General features: G+C 57.3%; 18 protein-coding genes and 1 pseudogene. 10 read left to right on the forward strand and 9 right to left on the reverse strand.

What is annotated here, in order from left to right; genetic code table 11:
- Positions 1-237: pseudogene (locus VJ651_RS17430) on the forward strand (IS701 family transposase); the annotation flags it as partial.
- A 104-nt stretch (positions 238-341) separates the two neighbouring features.
- Here the strand turns inward: VJ651_RS17430 and VJ651_RS17435 are convergent.
- From VJ651_RS17435 to VJ651_RS17450, 4 genes are all read right to left on the reverse strand, one after another.
- A complete protein-coding gene (locus tag VJ651_RS17435; RefSeq protein WP_324108655.1) occupies positions 342-1,034 on the reverse strand; it encodes a glutathione binding-like protein in 693 nt (230 codons plus the stop codon).
- A gap of 104 nt (positions 1,035-1,138) precedes the next feature.
- Positions 1,139-2,203: a phosphotransferase family protein gene (locus VJ651_RS17440; protein ID WP_324108656.1), complete on the reverse strand. Its 1,065-nt coding sequence runs from the start codon at positions 2,201-2,203 to the stop codon at positions 1,139-1,141.
- Positions 2,204-2,316: 113 nt separating this feature from the next.
- Entirely contained in the window at positions 2,317-3,021 is a 705-nt protein-coding gene (locus VJ651_RS17445) for a histidine phosphatase family protein (RefSeq protein WP_324108657.1), read from the reverse strand.
- Positions 3,018-3,797 (reverse strand): oxepin-CoA hydrolase, alternative type, encoded by a 780-nt coding sequence (locus tag VJ651_RS17450; RefSeq protein ID WP_324108658.1) that lies wholly within the window; start codon positions 3,795-3,797, stop codon positions 3,018-3,020. Before VJ651_RS17450 ends, VJ651_RS17445 begins: the two co-directional genes overlap by 4 nt.
- A gap of 152 nt (positions 3,798-3,949) precedes the next feature.
- On the opposite strand from VJ651_RS17450, the gene VJ651_RS17455 reads away from it, so the two are divergent.
- Positions 3,950-4,600, forward strand: coding sequence for a glutathione S-transferase (locus VJ651_RS17455; protein ID WP_324108659.1), 651 nt, complete (start codon positions 3,950-3,952; stop codon positions 4,598-4,600).
- Positions 4,601-4,659: 59 nt separating this feature from the next.
- On the opposite strand, the gene VJ651_RS17460 is transcribed toward VJ651_RS17455, so the two are convergent.
- The 3 genes from VJ651_RS17460 to VJ651_RS17470 form a co-directional block, all read right to left on the reverse strand.
- Complete coding sequence (locus VJ651_RS17460; RefSeq protein WP_324108660.1) at positions 4,660-5,808, reverse strand: HD-GYP domain-containing protein; 1,149 nt, start codon at positions 5,806-5,808, stop codon at positions 4,660-4,662.
- 184 nt (positions 5,809-5,992) lie between these two features.
- Positions 5,993-7,180, reverse strand: a complete 1,188-nt coding sequence (locus VJ651_RS17465; RefSeq protein WP_324108661.1) for a pyridoxal phosphate-dependent aminotransferase — start codon at positions 7,178-7,180, stop codon at positions 5,993-5,995.
- 33 nt (positions 7,181-7,213) lie between these two features.
- On the reverse strand, positions 7,214-7,672 hold the full coding sequence (locus tag VJ651_RS17470) for a putative toxin-antitoxin system toxin component, PIN family (RefSeq protein ID WP_324108902.1): 459 nt from the start codon (positions 7,670-7,672) through the stop codon (positions 7,214-7,216).
- Positions 7,673-7,706: 34 nt separating this feature from the next.
- Between VJ651_RS17470 and yaaA the strand changes: the two genes are divergently transcribed.
- On the forward strand, positions 7,707-8,483 hold the full coding sequence (gene yaaA / locus VJ651_RS17475) for a peroxide stress protein YaaA (protein ID WP_324108662.1): 777 nt from the start codon (positions 7,707-7,709) through the stop codon (positions 8,481-8,483).
- Positions 8,484-8,522: 39 nt separating this feature from the next.
- Here the strand turns inward: yaaA and VJ651_RS17480 are convergent, their stop codons facing one another.
- Positions 8,523-9,320 carry an outer membrane protein assembly factor BamD gene (locus VJ651_RS17480; protein ID WP_324108663.1) on the reverse strand — a complete coding sequence of 266 codons (798 nt, stop codon included), beginning with the start codon at positions 9,318-9,320 and terminating at the stop codon, positions 8,523-8,525.
- Between the two features lie 44 nt (positions 9,321-9,364).
- On the opposite strand from VJ651_RS17480, the gene VJ651_RS17485 reads away from it, so the two are divergent.
- Together VJ651_RS17485 and pgeF are read left to right on the forward strand one after the other, a co-directional pair.
- Positions 9,365-10,399: an RluA family pseudouridine synthase gene (locus VJ651_RS17485; protein ID WP_324108664.1), complete on the forward strand. Its 1,035-nt coding sequence runs from the start codon at positions 9,365-9,367 to the stop codon at positions 10,397-10,399.
- Positions 10,400-10,414: 15 nt separating this feature from the next.
- Entirely contained in the window at positions 10,415-11,164 is a 750-nt protein-coding gene (pgeF, locus tag VJ651_RS17490) for a peptidoglycan editing factor PgeF (RefSeq protein ID WP_324108665.1), read from the forward strand.
- A 32-nt stretch (positions 11,165-11,196) separates the two neighbouring features.
- Here the strand turns inward: pgeF and VJ651_RS17495 are convergent, their stop codons facing one another.
- A complete protein-coding gene (locus VJ651_RS17495) occupies positions 11,197-11,442 on the reverse strand; it encodes a hypothetical protein (RefSeq protein ID WP_324108666.1) in 246 nt (81 codons plus the stop codon).
- A 52-nt stretch (positions 11,443-11,494) separates the two neighbouring features.
- Between VJ651_RS17495 and phaC the strand changes: the two genes are divergently transcribed.
- The 5 genes from phaC to VJ651_RS17520 all read left to right on the forward strand — a co-directional run bounded on the left by phaC (position 11,495) and on the right by VJ651_RS17520 (position 17,204).
- Entirely contained in the window at positions 11,495-13,210 is a 1,716-nt protein-coding gene (phaC, locus tag VJ651_RS17500) for a class I poly(R)-hydroxyalkanoic acid synthase (RefSeq protein WP_324108667.1), read from the forward strand.
- A gap of 282 nt (positions 13,211-13,492) precedes the next feature.
- Positions 13,493-14,050, forward strand: a complete 558-nt coding sequence (phaR, locus tag VJ651_RS17505; RefSeq protein WP_136417372.1) for a polyhydroxyalkanoate synthesis repressor PhaR — start codon at positions 13,493-13,495, stop codon at positions 14,048-14,050.
- Positions 14,051-14,155: 105 nt separating this feature from the next.
- Positions 14,156-15,523: a 30S ribosomal protein S12 methylthiotransferase RimO gene (rimO, locus tag VJ651_RS17510; protein ID WP_324108668.1), complete on the forward strand. Its 1,368-nt coding sequence runs from the start codon at positions 14,156-14,158 to the stop codon at positions 15,521-15,523.
- Positions 15,524-15,994: a hypothetical protein gene (locus VJ651_RS17515; RefSeq protein ID WP_324108669.1), complete on the forward strand. Its 471-nt coding sequence runs from the start codon at positions 15,524-15,526 to the stop codon at positions 15,992-15,994.
- Positions 15,995-16,013: 19 nt separating this feature from the next.
- The gene (locus VJ651_RS17520) at positions 16,014-17,204 is read left to right on the forward strand and encodes a cystathionine beta-lyase (RefSeq protein WP_324108670.1); all 1,191 of its coding nucleotides are present in this window, start codon (positions 16,014-16,016) and stop codon (positions 17,202-17,204) included.
- The last annotated feature ends 5 nt before the right edge of the window (positions 17,205-17,209 follow it).

A 17,209-nucleotide genomic window follows, 5' to 3' on the forward strand; every position in this document is an offset into this window, starting at 1 on the left:
ATGCGCTGGCGCATTGAACGCGATTATGAAGAATTGAAACAGGAATTCGGATTGGGGCATTACGAAGGGCGGGGCTGGCGCGGCTTTCATCATCATGCGAGCGTGTGCATCGCGGCCTATGGTTTCTTGCTCGGACAGCGCTTGCGTCAAAAAAAAGCGCAGCAACGCCCGCCACCTGCCTTACCCGAAGGTTACCGCCCGCGCGGGGCCGGTGCGGGCGCAGCGCCATGTGCCTGATTCGATCCGGTCGCTGCGGCTGATGCTGGTCATTGGCCTGGTCAGTCGCTTGGAACGGTGCCCGTGCTGTCAGCGTAGAAATTTAAATTTATGACGCAGTAGCACTAGTGCCGTTGGTACTGGGTCGCGCCGAAAAGGATTTCCTTTGACTTGTCGTCGAGCAGTGGTTTGCGCGCATTTGCCAGCACTTCAACGCCGCGCATCACCGCCGGGCGCTCGCTAATTTCGTCGAACCAGCGCTTCGCATTCGGATAATCGTCCCAGTCAATGCCCTGGTTCTTCCATGAGCGCAGCCAGGGGAAGGTCGCAATGTCGGCGATCGTGTATTCATCGCCGGCCAGATACGCATTCTTCGACAGCTGCCCATCTATGACGCCATACAAGCGCTTGGCTTCATTGGTGTAGCGGTTGATCGCGTACTCGATTTTTTCCGGCGCATAGATGCGGAAGTGATGTGCCTGCCCGAGCATCGGCCCGACGCCGCCCATCTGGAACATCAGCCATTGCAACGTCATGAACTTTTGCCGATCCGTCTCGCCGAGGAACTTGCCGGCTTTGCTGGCGAGGTAGACGAGAATGGCACCGGATTCGAACAGAGAAATCGGTTTGCCGTCGGGCCCGTCAGCGTCGACGATGGCGGGAATCTTGTTGTTGGGGGAAATCGCCAGGAATTCAGGCTTGAACTGATCGCCCTGGCCGATGTTGATATGGTGTACCCGATAGGGCAGGCCACACTCCTCCAGCATGATGTGTACCTTGTGGCCATTCGGCGTGGCCTCGGAATAGACGTCGATCATTTTTTCTCCTGCTTGTTTTTCTGGAATCTCAAACGCCACATGATTATGCAGCGGTTTGAGATTCTTCGCTTTGAGCAGGATGCCTGATTGCCGTATTGCCTCGGTCAGCTTTTCTGGCCGGATGCGTACCTCCAGCCCATCTCGGCCATCGGCCGGGTCGACTGGCCGTTCTTCAGCGCGGCTTCGCTCGCGGCAGTGCCGTCAACATAGCGCTTCATGATGCCTTGCAAAATGCCCGCCATGCGGAACATGTTGTAGGCGAGATAGAAGTTGAAGTCTTGCTTGCGGATGGTTTTGCCGGTCCGTTCGCAATACTTCGCGATGTACTCGTCTTCGCTCGGAATGCCGAGCGCCTTCAGGTCAAGGCCGCCGATGCCGCGGAACTGGTCGTGTGCGATATGCCAGCTCATGCAGTGGTAGGAGAAGTCGGCCAGCGGGTGGCCCAATGTCGACAATTCCCAATCCAGCACGGCCAGCACACGCGGCTCGGTCGGATGGAAAATCATATTGTCCAGGCGATAGTCGCCATGGACGATGCTGGTTTCGTCGCCCGGAGGAATATTATTCGGAAGCCATTCGATCAGGTGGTCCATGGCTTCGATCTTTTCGGTCTCCGACGCACGGTACTGCTTGGTCCAGCGGTCGATCTGGCGCGCGAAGTAATTGCCCGGCTTGCCGAAATCAGCCAGGCCGATCGCAGCGTAATCGATCGTATGCAACTGGGAGATCACGCGGTTCATTTCGTCATAATGCGCGGCGCGTTCTGCCGGTGTCATGCCGGGCATCGCCTGATCCCATATCACGCGGCCGTCGACGAATTCCATGATGTAGAAGGCGCGGCCGATGACCGACTCATCGTTGCAGAGCGCGTACTGCTTCGCCGCCGGGAATCCCGCCTTGTTGAGCGCATTCATGACGCGGAATTCGCGGTCGATGGCATGGGCGGAGGCCAGCAGCTTTGCGGCCGGTCCGGGTTTTGTGCGCAGCACGTAGCTCTTGCCGCCAGCGGTCAGCTTGAAGGTGGGGTTGGACTGGCCGCCTTTGAACTGCTCGACGCTCAAGTCACCCGAAAAGCCCTCGACATGCTCGTGCATATAGGTTTGCATGGCCGCGATATCGAACTTCTGGCGATCCGAAACCGGCCGTGTGCCCATGAATTCTTCGAACATCTTGTCTCCTTTGTCATAGACGCGAAATGGGTATTAAGCGATTTTACAGCATAAAAACGTACGACCGTACTATTTCTTGATGTTCGCTCGACGTGATGGACGAATGCAGCGTTTTACAAACCGCGCGATTTCTTGTATTGCTCCAGCAGAACTTCCATCGTGGTATGGCGCGTGTCGCCTTGCAGCTCGGAGAGCGGCGAGTAATTGACCATGCGCACCACCCAATCGGCACGATGATCGCCGATGTCGATCGCATTGATGCATCCGGCCGTCTGCGCCAGGTTGCCGAGGAACAGGCGCTGGTTGGTCAGTGCATAGGACAGAATGGCACGATTGACCCCGCCATGCAGCACCAGCAATACGGTGTCCCAGGACTTGTCGGCGCGCAGCCGATCGATACAGGGGTGTACGCGGTCCATCAATTGCCCTATGGTTTCACCGCCGAGGAACTGCTTGTGTTCCGGCACCAGGCCATCGAATGCGCCCACAAAGGCTTCCTTCAGGCTTTCGTCGGGAATGGCAGACAGTTTGCCGCCGCGCAGCTCCTCGAGGTCGCTCCAATGCTCGAGTTCGATTTTCTGCCCGGTTTCGGCCAGCACGCGCGTGGCGGTCTCCACGGTTCGAGGGAGTCCGGACACAATGACCCGATCGAAATGCAGATTCTCCTGCGCAAACACCTGGCCGGCGGCACTCGCTTGCTCGCGGCCCAGCTCGTTCAGCGGCACCATTTCAGGGAGGAAGGGCTTGCCCTCGTTATCGAAATACGTGACGCTGCCATGGCGCATCAGGTAGATGCGCCGTCTTTTTGGGGAAATCATTTGTAGTGGGGCTTTCTTTTGTCGAGGAATGCGCTGATACCTTCTTGCGCATCGCGATGATGCAGGCTTTCGACGAAATTCCGCTTTTCCGATTCGAAATGCTGCGCAAGCGTATTGTCGAGCGCCTCGTGTGTGAGCGATTTGATGCGCTCGACGGCATTTGGCGAGCGCGCCGCCAGTTCATCGGCCCAGGTCAGCGCCGTATCCAGCGCGGTACCGTCGGCGACCAGCTTATTGACGAGGCCAAGCTCATGCAATCTTGGCGCAAGAACGGGTTTGCCTTCGAGCAGTATTTCTGCCGCGAGCTGGCGCGGCAATGCCTGTGTCAGGAACCAAGAACCACCGCCATCCGGCGTCAGCCCGACATTGACATAGGCCATGACAAACTTCGTCGATGCACCGGCCACGATCAGGTCGCAGGCGAGCGCCAGGGAAAAGCCTGCCCCGGCGGCGACGCCTTCGACCGCAGCGATGACGGGTTTCGGGCAATTGCGGATCGCTTCGACCCATCCGTGCAGATTATCGATGGATTCCGCCTGCACCGACTTGTCCCGGCTCCGGTTCTCGAGGAGACGGTTGAGATTGCCGCCCGAGCAAAAGCATTGGTCGGCGCCGGTCAATACCACGGCGCGGACCGAGTCGTCGCGCTCTGCGGTCGACAGGGTCTCGATGGCGGCGGCATACATGTCCGGGTGCAGCGCGTTTTTTGCGCCTGGGTTGGACAATGTCAGAATCAGCGTTGCGTCTTGGCGTGAAGCTTGGAGTTCGGCGGACATGTTGGATCGGGTGAGTGGCTTGTGATCGATATTATTGCCGAAATGGGCGGAATTGGTTTGTTCATCCGTCAACCGCATTGGGAGCAGCCAGCAAGCACGCGCAGCTTGAGGTAAGCTTGAACGTTCAATATCAACAACTCAGGGAGACACTCATGCTGAAACTCTGCGGCTTCGCCGTCAGCAATTACTACAACAAAGTCAAATTCGCCTTGCTTGAAAAAGGCATTGCATTTGAGGAGGAGCTGGTCTGGACTGATCGCTCGCCCGAGTTGCTCGCGCGTTCGCCCCTCGGCAAAGTGCCGTTCTTCGAAACGGAGCAAGGGACGCTGTGTGAATCGCAGGTGATGATGGAGTATCTCGAGGAAGCTTACCCGGAAAAGCCTTTGCTGCCGGCCGATCCGTTTGCGGCGGCGAAGGTGCGTGAACTGATCACGTTCATGGAACTGCATCTGGAACTGGTGGCGCGCGAACTGTATGCCGAAGCGTTCTTCGGCGGCAAGGTGAGTGATGAGGTCAAGGAGCGGACACAAAAGCTCTTGACCCGCAATGCAAAGGCCTTTGCCCGGTTGGCCAAATTTTCGCCGTTTATCGCAGGCGCGGAATTCACGATGGCGGACTGCGCCGGGATGGTTCATCTGCCCTTGGTGAGCCTTGCGTCGAAGGCCATCTACGGTACGGACGTGCTGGCGGATTTGCCTGTGCGCGAGTATGCGCGCATGCTCGGCGAGCGCCCGACCGCGCAACGGGTGAATGCGGACCGCAAGGCGAATCAGGAATTGATGATGAAGCGCAAGAGCGCCTGACATACCGTTCGAAGCAACCCGGTGACGGATTGCAAATGACGCTCGTTGCACGACGCCGGTCAGAGCGCTGCTTCTTCTCCCCAGAGTTGCTGCATACTGAACCGCAAACTCGCCTGCTGTCCTGAAAGGAGCTCGCGGATCGCATACAGCTCCTTGCCAGTGTCGCGCTGGATGGGGAAGGACAAGGGCGCGCCGCGTGGCCCGATGAAGGAATGGACGATCGGCGTATTGGCCGCTTTCCCCTTGCGGGTCACGACCGCGATTTCGCCATTCTGGAGACGGACAAAACTCCCTGGAGGCTGCGGGCCCAACTCCTTGATGAAGTATGCCGCGAGCATGGGATCGCTCGGCTTTCCATCGGGAAGCAGCACGTCGCGCAATGCGGCGCTTGGCAGTAGCGTCTTGCGGTATCTTCTGATCGAGACGGATGCGCAGTAGCGGTCGGCCAAGGCAAGGATTTTCGCGTTTTGCGGAATTTGCTTGATCTCTTTCCCAAGCGGATAACCCGAGCCATCTTCGTTTTCGTGATGGAGTTCGACATAGGAGAGCCATGCCGGATCGGTGACGCCGACCTGCTTCAGGATTTCCACGCCTTTCTCGGCATGCGTCCTGATGATTTCAGTTTCGGAAGGCGTGAGGGGCTCCTGCTTGTTTTCCAATTGGTCTTGCTGCCGCAGCATCGCGATGTTCATCGTCAATGCGGCAGCCATGGTGACTTGTATCTCGTCCGGGGACTTCTTCATCGCTCGCGAAATCAGTTGTGCAATCAGTGCAGTGTCGACGCAGTGTCGCACCGCGTAATTGGCCGCGGCCTGATTAAGAAACACGCTTGCGATCGCAATGTCGGCGTTAATGTCGAACGCGTAGGAAAGCGCTTTGGCGACTTCGAGAATTTTGCCCTGCGCATTGTCTTCGTTATTCAGGTTGTAGAGCAGACGTTCGAGGCGCTTGGTGGCGAGATTAATGAAGCGTAATGCGGAGGGAATTTCGAGCCGGGCAGCTTGCGCTTCCTTCTTTGCCTGGGCGAGACGTTCTGCCTGGCCGGCATCAATGAAGACGCCGCGCTGCACCAGTTCTTCCGCCAGGCGCTCGCTTTCGACGATGTAGCCTCGGCGGAGCAGCAGCTTGTTCCCCTCGCCATAAACATCAAATGGCAGCGGCTCGCCTACGACAAGGTCGGCAATACTGAGGCGCCGCTGGTCACTCATGCTACCCCTCCGAGTGAATTGGGTTGCGAGAACGAGAACTACACTGTCACATTTGCAACGTGGTGCGCAATATGGTGCGTATTGCTCGGTGGCCGTTTAACCGCTTGATGCGGTTTTGCCATCAGGCGCTATGATTGTTATCGGTTGCTTTTGCGCACTATTGAGGTGCAGCATAAGAGACTTTTTAAAGGCGTGCAAGCCTTTCAAGTGCCGATCGCAGGGTTTCGTCCTTCTTCGCAAAGCAGAAGCGAACGATGCCGGATTCCTTCGGCTGGTTGTAGAAGGCGGATACAGGAATGGCGGCGACGCCGATTTCCGCCGTCAGCCATTTCGCAAAGTCGGCTTCCGGCATCGATGAGATGTCCGAATAGTCAACACACTGGAAATACGTGCCATCCGACGGCAGGAGCTTGAAGCGGGTTGTATTCAGCCCGCTGCGGAACAGATCGCGCTTGCGTTGATAGAAATGCGGCAGATCGAGATACGGGCGGGGATCCGCCATGTACTGCGCAAGACCGTGCTGTACCGGCGTATTGACGGTAAATACGTTGAACTGATGCACCTTGCGAAACTCCGCGCTGAGTGCTGCCGGAGCCGCGACATAGCCGACTTTCCAGCCAGTGACGTGATAGGTTTTCCCGAAACTCGAAATCACGAATGAGCGTGCCGCGAGCTCGGGATGGCGGCATACCGATTCATGGCGTGCACCGTCGTACACCATGTGTTCGTAGACTTCGTCCGACACGATAAGGATATTCGTTCCGCGCACGATATCGGCCAACGTCCGGATATCCGCTTCGCGCAGCACCGATCCTGTTGGATTGTGTGGCGAGTTGATCATGATGAGCCTGGTCCGGGCACTGATCGCCGCGGCGACCTTGGGCCAGGGGACCGAATAGCCTTGTGGGCCGACTTCCATTTGCACGAATACCGGTTTGCCGCCCGCCAGCTCGATCGCCGGGACGTAGCTGTCGTAGACCGGCTCGATGATGAGCACCTCATCGCCGGGATGCACACTGCACAGGATGGCTGTCAGGATGGCCTGGGTTGCCCCCGCCGTTACCGTTATTTCGGTCGCAGGATCGTAGCTGTGCCGGTAGATTCCGGCGATCTTCGCCGCAATGGCGTCTCTAAGCGCCGGCACGCCTGTCATCGGCGGATACTGGTTCAGTCCACCTTTCATGGCGCCTGTCACCGCATCAATCAATGCCGGATCGCAGTCGAAGTCGGGGAAACCCTGTCCGAGGTTGACCGCACCTTTTTCCGTCGCCAGCGCGGACATGACCGTGAAAATCGTGGTGCCTACGTTGGGCAATCTGGATTGCAACGTGGGCAGGTGATCGGTCAGGGCGGGAGTGGCTGGCGTGTTCATGCTTGGTCAGTGAGATATGGTGAATGTGGCATTTTATACAGAGCACTGCAGCGTTGCATCGAGTGACCATTTTTCGGGTGTCACAATGCCGAACAAGCCTGCGCGCGCGGTTCGCCTGGCGAGCTTCAGCAGTGCCTTGTCCTTGGTGATCAGCGTTTGCGCATCGGTGTCGCGTGCCAGTTCGAGAAATTTCTGATCGTCCGGATCGCTGCAGACGGGTAATTGGATGTCGATGCGCGGACGCGTCTCATCAGTCGAGACACAGGTAATCAAGGCATCGAATTCTGCTGCGGCGATTGGGCGCGTATCCGGATCCAGCGGCAAGTGTTTGTATTCGAGGACCATTAACCATTCGGTCCGGCAGTCGCTGCGCGTGACTGCTTCGACGGTGCGATCGCGAAGCGCGGCCAGCAGAGACGCCCAGCGCGGATCGCGGAAGACAAACAAGTCCAGACAAACGTTGGTGTCGAGAACAATGCGTTTCGGTATCATTGCGGCCATTCTTGATTATTCAAACCAGGTTCAAATGCTGATCGTTCTGTCGCCTGCCAAAACCCTCGACTATGACACACCGGCGTCTACGGATAAATATACCTTGCCGGATTTTATCGAGCATTCCGCCGAACTGATCGACATCTTGAAACGGCTCTCGCCGGCACAGCTTGCCAGCCTCATGGGTATTTCCGATCCCTTGGCTGTATTGAACGTCGCGCGATATGCCTCCTGGACACGCGAATTTACCCGGCCAGCCGCAAAGCAGGCGATTCTGGCATTCAACGGCGATGTCTACGAAGGGTTGGGTGCGTCAACTTTGTCGAAAAGACAACTTGACTATGCGCAGACCCACATCCGTATTTTATCCGGCCTCTACGGCGTGCTGCGTCCGCTGGATCTGATGCAGCCCTACCGTCTGGAGATGGGCACGCGGCTGGCAAACGCGCGCGGCAAGGACTTGTATGCATTCTGGGGCGATGCCGTGACTGCGGCGCTCGATGAAACCATGCAAGCGAAGAAGTTCGGCACGCTGGTCAACCTTGCCTCGGAAGAGTACTTCAAGGCAGTCAAGCCAAAACTGCTGCGCGCGCAAATCATCACACCGGTTTTTGAAGACTGGAAAGGCGGCAGGTACAAGGTGATTTCGTTCTATGCGAAACGGGCGCGCGGCTTGATGGCGCGCTTTGCGGCAGAGAATGGGATCAAGCGAGTGGAGAAGCTGAAAGAATTTGATGCCGAAGGCTATGCGTTCGACGAGAAGGCCTCGACCGAAAAAAGCTGGGTGTTCCGACGGCGGGTCGTGGACTGACCCGCCGAGGTTGTTCGAATTGTCAAATGCGTAACGGTCTTACCAGATCTTCCACCAAGGGCCGCTGCGGTCCGGGCCACCCTTGAAAAAGACGCTGTTCGGGAAATTCTTTCGCATCACACGCTCCGCGTCATCGCGCAACTCCGGCAAGCCGAGCGCATCATACGAGCGCACCATGACGAACAAGGCTTCCTCGATCGCCGGCGCGTCGCGATATTCATTCACCGCGATCTGGGCGCGATTCGCCGCTGCTAGGTAAGCGCCGCGGCGATAGTAGTAATCGGCCACATGCACTTCGTATTGCGCCATTGCGTTGACCAGATACTTCATGCGGGCGAGCGCATCCTTGGTGTAGATGCTGTCTGGAAAACGCTCGGCCAACTGCTTGAACGAGTCGAAGGCGTCGCGCGCGGCTTTCGGATCGCGTTCGCTCGGATCCTGCTTCGACAGGAAGTCGAGAAAGCTGACCTTGTCATTGAAGTTGATCAGCCCGCGCAGGTAGTACATGTAGTCGACGTTCGGATGATTCGGATGCAGCTTGATGAAGCGCTCGACGGCCGCCAGAGCCTGCGCCTGGTCGCCCTGGCGATAATAGGCGTAGGCAACTTCCATCTGTGCCTGTTGTGCATACGTCCCGAACGGATAACGCGATTCCAGCTTTTCAAAGTACTGGACCGCTTTTTCAAAATTACCGCTCGACAATTCGTCGCGGGCCTCCGAGTATAATTTGGAGGCTGACCAATCCTTGGTTTCGTCGATCTTCTCCGGGAACAGACCGCATCCTGACAGGGACAAAGCAAGGGCAATGGCAGCGAATTTCAACGATCTTTTATGCATGACGTTTGCGAGAGCACATCTGGACAAGGCCACGATTATAGCCGATGCAGCTTGCAGCGATATCAACTGAAACGCCCATTTTGAACCAATCCATACCTGAAACCGATATTGACGATGGCGATGTTGACAGCGCCGCGCCGGAGTTGTCCCCGATTGTACTGAAGCTGACGCCCGAATTCTGTGGTGTGCGACTGGACAAGGTGATGTCGCAACTTGTTCCTGAGTACTCGCGCAGCCGCCTGCAGCAATGGATCGATGCCGGATACGTGACCATCGACGGTCAGCCGGCACGCGCGAAGACACCCGTTCTCGGCGATGAAACCATTGTCATTCAGCCGCAGGCCGCGCCGGAAGAACAGGCGTTCAAGCCTGAGCCGATGGACTTGGCGATTGTCCACGAAGATGCTGCGATCCTGGTGCTCGACAAGCCTGCGGGCCTGGTGGTGCATCCGGCTGCGGGCAATTGGTCCGGAACCTTGCTCAACGGTTTGCTGCATCATTTGCCGTCGCTTGCCGGCGTGCCGCGTGCCGGCATCGTGCATCGACTGGACAAGGACACCAGCGGCTTGATGGTCGTGGCGAAGACGCTTCAATCGCAAACCGATCTGGTGCGCCAGTTGCAAGCCCGGACCGTCAAGCGTGAATATCTCGCCCTGGTCTGGGGCACGCCGCGGGCAAATGGCATAGTGGATGCGGCGATCGGCAGGCATCCGCGCGACCGCATCAAGATGGCCGTCTCGGAACACGAAAGCGCAAAGCCCGCGGTCACGCATTATCAACGCGTCGCGGCAGGTACATTGGACGGACGGGCGGTGAGTCTGGTGCGCTGTCAATTGGAAACTGGCCGCACGCACCAGATTCGGGTTCACATGCAGGCAATCGGATTTACGCTGGTGGGCGATCCCTTGTACGGGAAGCCGCACCTGGCTTCCGTGTTCGGGCGCCAGGCGCTGCACGCATATCGCCTCGGCCTGATTCATCCATCGTCCGGCAAGTCGATGGAATGGACGGCCGGCTTGCCCGCCGATTTGACGGAGTTGCTGCAGCGTGCCGGCATCGACGATTTTGTCATTGAATGATTTCACGGCGAACGCATGGATTTCATCACTCCCGACTGGATCAACGTTCCCGACAACGTCGGTGCGATATCGACCACGCGCACGGGTGGATTCAGCCTTGCGCCCTATGATGATGGAACGGGCGGCGGCGGTCTGAACCTGGGCACACATGTAGGCGATGACCCCGATGCGGTGGCAAAAAATCGCGTACTGCTGCGCACGCTATTGCCTACCGAACCAGCATGGCTGTCGCAGGTGCATGGCACTGTCGTGCTTGATGCGGCCGATGCTGCAGATGCGCCGAACGCGGATGCGAGCATTGCAACGCGCGCCGGCATCGTGTGCGTTATCCAGACGGCGGATTGCCTTCCCGTCCTGTTTTGCGACGTGCAGGGCCGCGTCGTCGGCGCGGCGCATGCCGGCTGGCGGGGGCTGGCATCCGGCGTGCTGGAAAACACGGTTTCGCGCATGCGGGATGCGGGCGCAGGCGATATCCTCGCCTGGATGGGACCGGCAATCGGTCCTCGTTCCTTCGAGGTGGGACAGGATGTGTTCGACGCCTTTGTCGAACGCGATGCGTCAATGGCATCGGCATTCAGGGCGCTACCCGATCAGCGGAAATATCTGGCGGACATTTACAGTCTTGCCCGCACCAGGCTGGCAAGCGCGGGGGTAGGGCAAGTCTACGGAGGCGGGTTATGCACCGTGACGGATGCGCGGCGCTTTTACTCCTATCGACGCGACAAGGTCACCGGGCGGATGGCGTCGTTGATTTGGCTCAAGTAGGCCCTGCACAGAATCGGCGAATATGCCGATCGTCAATCGGACGCCTCTGCTTTTGTTTCCTCTTTCGCGGATGTCAATGCTTCGGCTGACCGTGCGGGTGGAAATTTTTCCGCGTTCGCACGGTCGCGTTTGCGTCGGGGGCTACCCATCACGTATAAAATGATCGCCAAGGGCAACACGCCATACAGCAGGAAGGTCATTATCCCGGCAATCACTGATTGCTCGGTGATTGACATCATCAATACAACATAAATCCATGCGATGGCGACGATATACATAAATCTTTAGCACTCCCGATCCGTAACATTACGCCATATTAGAGAAAGAAGCATGAACATGTTCCCGCCTCAAGCCGGTGCCAACGCATGGATGTCGCAATTCGTCGACCCGAACGCGTGGCAGGCGTGGCTGAAAACGCCCCCACTCGATACCAAGCCGATTACGGCGACCATCAAGGAATTCGGCGCGACAATCGATCCCACAGTCGTTGCGCAATTGCAAAATCAGTACATGCAGCAGTTGTCTGCCTTGTGGCAGGAAATGCTGAATTCAAAGACGCCGGCAATTTCCGACAAGAGATTTTCCGGCGCGGAATGGAAAACGAATCCCTTGTATGCCTTCAACGCGGCGGCCTACCTGCTGAACGCGCGCTTCCTGACATCGATGGCCGACTCCGTCGAGGCGTCGCCCAAGGCAAAGCAGAAGATCCGGTTTGCGGTCCAGCAGATGGTGGACGCGATGTCGCCCGCCAACTTCCTGGTGACCAATCCGGAAGCGCAGAAGAAGATCATCGAAACCAAGGGCGAGAGCCTCACAAAAGGCATTGCGCACATGCTCGAGGATCTGCAGAAAGGGCATATCTCGCAGTCCGATGAAACGGCTTTCGAGGTCGGCAAGAACGTCGCCAACACCGAAGGCGCCGTCGTTTTTGAAAACCAGCTTTTCCAGTTGATTCAGTACAAGCCGCTGACGAAAAAAGTATTCGAACGGCCGTTGCTGCTGGTACCGCCTTGCATCAACAAGTATTACATCCTCGACCTGCAACCCGAAAACTCTCTCGTACGTTACGCGATCGAGCAAGGGCACACGGTGTTTCTCGTGTCATGGGTGAATCCGGACGCCTCTCTGGGACATCTGACCTGGGACGACTATATTCTTGAAGGCGCAGTGCGGGCGATCAAGGTGGCGCAGGAGATATCCGGGCAGGAGCAAATCAACGCACTCGGATTTTGCGTCGGCGGGACGATCCTCTCCGCGGCGCTGGCCTTGCTCTACGGCCGTCGCGAGAACCCGGTTTCCAGCATGACGCTGCTGACCGCACTGCTCGATTTTTCCAATACCGGCGTCATCGACGTCTTTATCGACGAGGCGCAGGTTGCAATGCGCGAACAGTCCATTGGAAACGGCGGGCTGATGCCCGGACGCGATTTCACCTCGGCGTTCTCCAGCCTGCGGCCAAACGACCTGGTATGGAATTATGTGAATACGAATTACCTGAAAGGCGAGGATCCGCCCGCCTTCGACCTTCTGTACTGGAATGCAGATGCGACGAATCTGCCGGGGCCGATGTTCTGCTGGTACCTGCGCAATCTGTATCTGGACAACAGCCTGCGGGTGCCGGGCAAGCTCAGCGTCGCGGGGGAGAAGATCGACCTGTCGAAGATCGATGCTCCTGCCTTCATTTATGGATCGAAAGAAGATCACATCGTGCCGTGGACGGCTGCGTTCGAGTCCATCCAGCTGATCAACCCGAAGAAACGCAACCGCAATCGCTTCATTCTTGGCGCGTCGGGCCATATTGCAGGCGTGATCAATCCGCCCGCGAAGAAGAAACGCAGCTATTGGACCAATGATCATGCCATGGACAACGCACAGGATTGGCTGAACGCAGCGAAGGAGAATCCGGGAAGCTGGTGGCCCGAGTGGTCCGCCTTCCTGGCGAAGAATGCCGGAAAACAGATCGCCGCGCCGCGCAAATACGGCAATGCGCCGTACAAGGCAATCGAGCCGGCACCGGGCCGATATGTAAAGGTCAAGGCAGCTTAGGTAGAAACAGGATTGGGGCAGGTCTTTCGCCTGGAAGGCGGCCCCGATCTGCAAACAGCGACATTTTCTTGTCTACTGTTAATATTGCAATAATTTACTTCCGGATCTCGGGGCAGCGGAACGTATTTGCCGGATGCATTGCAATAAGTCTATAAAAACCTGGCAATACTTGGGTAAATCTTTGTTTTTTCGCACTATAATAAAACTGCCTCAGGCGAACAGTTGTTCGCTTTTTTTACGAAACGGCATAAATGCGTTGCGACGCAATAACTGGAATTTTCGATGAATAGTGCAAAAAAGATTTCTGAGCGCTTGATCAAGAAGTATCCGAACCGCCGTCTTTACGACACGCAGACAAGTTCCTACATCACCTTGTCCGATGTGAAGCAGTTGGTGCTCGATAATGAAGAGTTCACCGTCGTCGATGCCAAGACCGATGAAGACCTGACCCGCAGCATCCTGCTGCAAATCATCCTGGAAGAAGAAGCAAGCGGTACGCCGATGTTTTCCAGCGGGGCCTTGTCGCAGATCATTCGCTATTACGGGCATGCGATGCAGGGGATGATGGGTTCCTACCTGGAGAAGAATATCCAGGCTTTCATCGACATCCAGAACAAGCTGGCCGAGAGCTCCAAGGGATTCTACGAGGGCAAGCCGTTCAGCCAGGAGATGTGGACCCAGTTCATGAATGTGCAGGGCCCGATGATGCAAGGGATGATGAGCAATTACATCGAGCAGAGCAAGAATCTGTTCATGCAGATGCAGGAACAGATGCAGAACCAGACCAAGAACATGTTCGGCAGTTTTCCGTTTGTGCCGACCGACAAAAACAAGAAATAATTCAAGCGCTTACGGCTTGTCGGAAGAGCAAGGTATTTCTCGGTTTCGGCAAGAAACAGTGTATGAGAGGGTACAATAGCGGATTCGCTTTGTACCCTTTTTCTTATGTCTTCTCAATCCTCCAAGACGGACCTGCCCAAAGTCGGATTCGTCTCCCTCGGTTGCCCCAAAGCGCTGGTCGACTCGGAACAAATTATTACGCAATTGCGCGCGGAAGGCTACGAGACAGCCAACTCGTATAACGGCGCCGACCTTGTCATCGTCAATACCTGCGGCTTCATCGACGCTGCCGTGCAGGAATCGCTCGACGCCATCGGCGAAGCCTTGCATGAAAACGGCAGAGTCATCGTCACCGGCTGCCTTGGCGCGAAAAAAGATGCCGAAGGCAAGGACATCATTCACAGCGTTCATCCGAAAGTGCTGGAAGTCACCGGGCCGCATGCGCTCGGCGAAGTGATGTCCGCCGTGCACAAGCATCTGCCCAAACCGCATGATCCCTTTCTCGATCTGGTGCCGGCGCAGGGCATCAAGCTCACGCCGAAGCATTACGCCTACCTGAAGATTTCCGAGGGCTGCAACCATCGATGCAGCTTCTGCATTATTCCGTCAATGCGCGGCGACCTGGTGTCTCGTCCGATTGCCGATGTGATGCTGGAGGCGGAAAACCTGTTCAAGGCAGGTGTCAAGGAATTGCTCGTCATTTCCCAGGATACCAGCGCCTTCGGGGTGGACGTGAAGTTCCGCACCGGCTTCTGGAACGGCAAGCCGATCAAGACGCACCTGACGCAGCTCGCTACCGCGCTCGGCGAAGTGGCCGCACAATACGGTGCGTGGGTACGTCTGCATTACGTGTATCCCTATCCACATGTTGACGATGTGATTCCGCTGATGGAACAGGGAAGGATCCTGCCTTACCTCGATGTGCCGCTGCAGCACGCGCATCCCGATGTCTTGAAACGCATGAAGCGTCCCGCCAACGGCGAGAAGAATATCGAACGCATCCAGGCTTGGCGCAGGATGTGCCCGGACATCACGATTCGCTCCACATTCATCGCTGGTTTTCCTGGTGAATCCGAAGCGGAATTCGACTATCTGCTGGACTTCCTGAAAGAGGCGGAGATCGACCGCCTGGGTTGTTTCTCGTATTCGCCGGTGGAGGGCGCGACCGCAAACGCGTTGCCGAACCCGGTTCCGGAAGAGCTGCGCGAAGAGCGCCGCGCGAGGGTGATGGAATTGCAGGAAGGGATTTCGAGGAAGCGCCTGCAGGCAAAAGTAGGAAAAACCATGCGCGTGCTGATTGACGAAGTATCGGCAAGTGGCGGTGTGGCGCGCTCTGCGGCGGATGCGCCGGAGATCGACGGCGTGGTCTATGTCAAGCCGCCGTATGAACCGCACAGGAAGTTGAAGGTTGGCGAATTTGTCGACGTGACGATTACCGCAGCCGATGCGCATGACATGTGGGCGGAAGCATAAATGAAGCGAATGTTGGCGCAATCACTGCTGGCCCTGGCACTGGTGACGAATATGACGGCCGCTTCAGCAGTGCAGTCGCAGGAAACGCAGGCATCGACCGGCAAGATGCCGTTCATCGATCCGGTGACCTTGCGTGGCACATTGGGCGAGTCGCAAATACAGGCAACTCTGCGCAACAAGGCCGAGAAGGAAGAGGGGATAGAAGGAGAATATGTCATTCTCGGTAAGCCGCAACAGGTCTTGCTGGCGGGCGAACTTGACGGTGACGATTTCTTCCTCGAAGAGTCCGAGAACGGCAAGGATGTGTCCGGCCAGTGGACCGGAAAACTGGTCGGCGACATCATCAGTGGCGAATGGCAATCCGCCGACGGCAAACTGACCAAACCCTTCACGGTCAGGATGATGCGCGGCGACGACAAGATCGGGACCGCCTCGACATCCAGATCATCGGGGCCAAGCAAACAGCAATAAATCCGAATGGGGCACTAGCGTGGCAGACCGCAAATCCTTTCAAACTGCGCTGATTCATTCAGACTATCGGGCGCCGGAAGGCTTTGCCGCGTTCCCGGCACCCATCCACCACGCGTCGACCGTGCTCTTTGAAAACGTCGCGGCGCTGCGTTCGCGCAATTGGCAGGACAAGACATCCTATACCTACGGTCTACACGGCACGCCCACGACCTTCACGCTGGAAGCGCGGCTGGCGGAAATCGAAGGAGGCGAGCATTGCGTGCTGGCACCGAGCGGATTGGCCGCGATTGCGATGGTCGATTTCGCGCTGCTCAAGACCGGCGATGATGTCCTGATCCCGGACAACGTCTACAACCCCAATCGTGAACTTGGACGCTGGCTGGCGCAGGACTTCGGCGTCAGCGCGCGTTTCTACGATCCGATGATTGGCGCCGGCATTGCCGATCTGATTCAGCCCGGCACGCGCCTGATCTGGACCGAAGCGCCGGGGTCGGTATCGATGGAGGTGCCCGATATTCCCGCCATCTGCAAAGTGGCGCAGGCAAGGCGCGCTGCCGGACAGGAAATTCACGTGGCGATCGATAACACCTGGTCGGCCGGCATTGCCTTCCGCGCATTCGATCATGGCGTCGATATCGTGATGCAGGCACTGACCAAGTACCAGTCGGGCGCTTCGGATGTGCTGATGGGCGCGGTCATCGTGCGCGACAAGGCGTTGCTGCATCGGCTGGAACTGGCGCATATGCGCATCGGCTTTGGCGTCAGCGCGGACGATACCTATCTCGTGCTGCGCGGCTTGCCCAGCATGAAGCTGCGCTTCGACGCACATGACGCCGGAGCGCGCAAGGTCGCCGCGTGGCTGAAGACGCGGCCGGAAATAGCGCGCGTGCTGCATCCTGCTTTTGAAGATTGTCCCGGCCATGAAACCTGGAAGCGCGATTTTACGGGTGCGGGCGGCTTGTTCTCTGTCGTGTTCGACGAGCAGTATGTCGAGGAGCAGACCGACCGTTTCGTGGACAGCCTGCAGCTTTTCAAGATCGGTTACAGCTGGGGTGGGTCGAACAGCCTGTGTGTTCCCTACCGCATCCAGTCGATGCGCAAGCAATGGAGCGGCAAGGGACAACTGGTGCGCTTCAATATCGGGCTTGAAGATCCGGATGACTTGATCGCAGACGTCGAACAGGCATTGTCGGCATTGCGACCGGCTTGAGCAGG

Origin of the sequence: Noviherbaspirillum sp., from assembly GCF_035254865.1 — a bacterium.
GTDB lineage: Bacteria > Pseudomonadota > Gammaproteobacteria > Burkholderiales > Burkholderiaceae_D > Noviherbaspirillum.